Origin of the sequence: Martelella sp. UBA3392 (assembly GCF_002358775.1) — a bacterium.
In the GTDB taxonomy this organism is placed as follows: Bacteria; Pseudomonadota; Alphaproteobacteria; order Rhizobiales; family Rhizobiaceae; genus Martelella; species Martelella mediterranea.
The window spans coordinates 1-214 of the sequence record NZ_DEPM01000049.1; the positions used below are offsets into that span (position 1 = coordinate 1).

A 214-nucleotide genomic window follows, 5' to 3' on the forward strand; every position below is an offset into this window, starting at 1 on the left:
CCTGCAAATTGTGCGAGGCGATCTGTCCCGCGCAGGCGATCACCATCGAGGCCGGCCCGCGCCGCAATGACGGCACCCGCCGCACGGTGCGCTACGATATCGACATGGTGAAGTGCATTTATTGCGGCTTCTGCCAGGAGGCATGTCCGGTGGAAGCGATCGTCGAGGGGCCGAATTTCGAGTTCGCCACCGAGACGCGCGAGGAACTGTACTA

Annotated in this window: 1 protein-coding gene; it reads left to right on the forward strand. The window is 62.6% G+C overall.

Annotated features, from left to right (window positions below; translation table 11 throughout):
* The coding region (locus B4E36_RS03715; RefSeq protein WP_345900000.1) for an NADH-quinone oxidoreductase subunit I at positions 1-214 on the forward strand (214 nt) is incomplete at both ends.